Here is a 3,271-nt window from a genome sequence, read left to right as displayed (position 1 = left end):
CGCCAGCGATGGCGACGGCGACGTCGTTTTAACCGGGTCCGCCCACACCGATGTCGGCTTCTTTCTCGTCGGCCCACGCCGGCTCGAGCTGGAGAAGGCGATCGGCTATCGACCCACCGTCAGCCAGACAGTCAAGCGTGCCTTCCGCAAGACCGGCTGGCTCGGCATCGTCGTACCGGTGTTTGCGCTGACGGCGCTGCTTCTCGTCCTCTCCGGCAACGCACTCGCCAATCTCGGCCTGTCGGTGCCTTCGATCGTCCTCATGCTGGCGCTGTTTGCCGTGCCGGCCAGCGAGGGCGCGCTCGCCTTCTTCAACACGGTCGTTTCGCTGTTCCTGAAACCGACGCGCCTCGTCGGCTACGATTACCGGCACGGCGTGCCGCCCGAGGCGCGCACGCTGGTGGTGGTGCCGTCGCTGATCGGCTCGCGCGACGATGTCGAGGAAAACATCCGCAATATCGAGGTGCATCATCTCGCCAACACGGCCGATGAAATCCATTTCGCGCTGCTGTCGGACTGGCCGGACTCGAAGACCGAGATCGATGCTGCCGACACCGAAATCCTCGAATTCGCGCGTGCCGAGATCGCTCGCCTCAACGCACGCTATCCCTCCGAAGGCGCGCCGCGCTTCTATATCCTGCACCGGCGCCGGCTCTTCAATGCGGCGCAAGGGTCGTGGATGGGCTGGGAGCGCAAGCGCGGCAAGCTGCATGAACTCGACCTTCTGCTGCGCGGCGACAGCGACACCACGTTCCTGCCGCTCGACGTGCCGCTGCCGGAGAACGTCGTCCACGTGATGACGCTCGATGCCGACACGCGCACCACCCGTGACGCGGTCGCCACCCTCGTAGGCAAGCTCTGCCACCCGCTCAACCGGCCGCATTTCGATGCCAGCAAGCGCGTCGTCACCGCCGGCTACGCGATCCTGCAGCCGCGCATCACCGCGTCGCTGACATCAGGCGACGATGCGTCGTTCTTCCAGCGGGTGTTTTCGGCCAATCGCGGCCTCGACCCTTATGTCTTTGCCGTGTCCGATCTCTATCAGGACGTCTTCGGCGACGGGTCCTTCACCGGCAAGGGCCTCTATCACGTCGACGCCTTCGAGGCCGCCCTGCAGGGCCGCATCGAGGAAAACACCATCCTCAGCCATGATCTGCTGGAGGGCGCGCTGGCGCGATCGGCGCTGGTCACCGACGTCGAACTGGTCGAGGACTATCCGACCCGCTACTCGGTCGACGCCTCGCGCCACCATCGCTGGGCGCGCGGCGACTGGCAGTTGCTCGGCTTCATGCTCGATCCGCGCTCCGGCGTGCCGGCGCTGTCGCGCTGGAAGATGATCGACAATCTGCGCCGCTCGCTGACGCCGATCTTCTGGGTGATGGCGGCGATTGCCGGCTGGACGCTGCTGCCCTTCACACAGGCCGCGCAATGGCAGGCCCTGCTGATCCTCAGCCTGTTCATGGCGCCGACATTCGACATCGTCAACGCCATCCTGCCCAAGAGCGGCGACCAGACGCCACGCGGCCATTTCTCGGCCCTGGCACGCGACGTCGCCTTCGGCACCGCCATGGTGGCGCTGAAGATCGTCCTGATGGCGCACAACGCCTGGATGATGGGCGATGCCATCGTGCGCACGCTCTATCGGTTGTTCGTCAGCCGCCAGAACCTTTTGGAATGGCGCACCGCCTCGCAGGCGCACAAGGCGGGCGACAACGATGTCGGTTCCTATTACGGCATGATGTATGGCGCCGTGATCATCGGCTTCGTCGGCCTTGCCATTCCGGTGCTGGCCGATTCGACCGGCGCCTTCGTTGCCTTCTTCTTCGCGCTGTTCTGGATTGGCTCGCCCGCCATCGCCAGCTGGATCAGCCGTTCGGCTGAAACCGAGGATCGCTTGCGCATATCGCAGGCCGATATCCATACGTTGCGCACGGTGGCGCGGCGCACATGGCATTATTTCGAAAGCTTCGTGACGGCAGAGCATCACCATCTGCCGCCCGACAATTTCCAGGAAAGCCCGGCGCCGGTGGTGGCGCCTCGTACTTCGCCGACCAATATCGGCGTCTACCTGCTGTCCGTCGTTTCCGCCCGCGACTTCGGATGGATCAGCCTGTCCGACGCCATCACCCGCATCGACGCCACCATGGCCACGATCGAGGGCATGCCGCGTGAGCGCGGTCACCTCTTCAACTGGTACGACACCACGACGCTGAAGCCGCTTTATCCGCTCTACATCTCGGCTGTCGACAGCGGCAATCTCGCCGGCCATCTGGTGGCGGTGGCGGCGGCCTGCGCCGAATGGGCCGAGGCGCCCTCCGTGCACCTCCAGGGCGATTTCGAAGGCATTCTCGACACGGTCACCATCCTCAGCGAAAGCCTCGATGATCTGCCCGACGACCGCCGTCAGCTGCGCCCGCTGCGCCAGCGCCTCGCCGACCGTCTCGACGGCATGCGGCGCGCTGTCGACACCATCAAGGCGCAGCCCGAAATGGCGTCGATCCGCACCATCAACCTGGCCGTGCTGGCCGGCGAGATCCGAAAATTGGCCACCGCCATCCATACCGAGGCGGTGTCGCCCCAAAGCGACGTCATCGTCGACTGGGCGGCAAGGCTGGAAGCCACCTGCGAAGCGCACGTCCATGACGCGCACAGCGACGACAATGCCGTCGAGGCGCTGCGTGCCAAGCTGCTCACCTTACGCGAGCGCACCCGCCGCTATGCCTTCGAGATGGATTTCTCCTTCCTGATGCGGCCGGAGCGCAAGCTGCTGTCGATCGGCTACCGGGTCGAGGAACACCAGCTCGACGAAAGCTGCTACGACCTTCTGGCTTCCGAAGCGCGGCTGACCAGCCTGTTCGCCATCGCCAAGGGCGATCTGCCGACCGAGCACTGGTTCAGGCTTGGCCGGCCGATCGTCGAAATCGGTTTCCAGGGCGCGCTGATGTCCTGGTCCGGCTCGATGTTCGAATATCTGATGCCGCCGCTGGTCATGAAGGAGCCGCAGGGCTCGATCCTCAACCAAACCAGCAAGCTGATCATCAAACGCCAGATCCAGTATGGCCGCCAGAAGAACGTGCCGTGGGGCATTTCGGAGGCCGCCTACAATGCCCGCGACCGCGAACTGACCTACCAATATACCAATTTCGGCGTTCCAGGCCTCGGGCTGAAGCGCGGTCTTGGCCAGAACACGGTGATCGCGCCTTACGCCACCATACTGGCGGCCCAGTTCAATCCGCGTGAAGCCGTGCTGAATCTCGCCCGATTGCGGGAG

At 64.6% G+C, this 3,271-nt stretch carries 1 protein-coding gene; it reads left to right on the top strand.

Translation table 11 applies throughout. The features are described 5' to 3' along the window. Nucleotides 1-3,271: glucoamylase family protein (locus EN925_RS29185; protein WP_281040669.1), on the top strand; the 3,271-nt coding region annotated here is incomplete at both ends.

This window comes from Mesorhizobium sp. M7A.F.Ca.US.006.04.2.1, from assembly GCF_004022915.1.
GTDB classification, from domain to species: Bacteria; Pseudomonadota; Alphaproteobacteria; order Rhizobiales; family Rhizobiaceae; genus Mesorhizobium; species Mesorhizobium ciceri.
The sequence above is the reverse complement of the archived record's forward strand: the minus strand, read 5'-3'. Positions and strand labels throughout refer to the sequence as shown.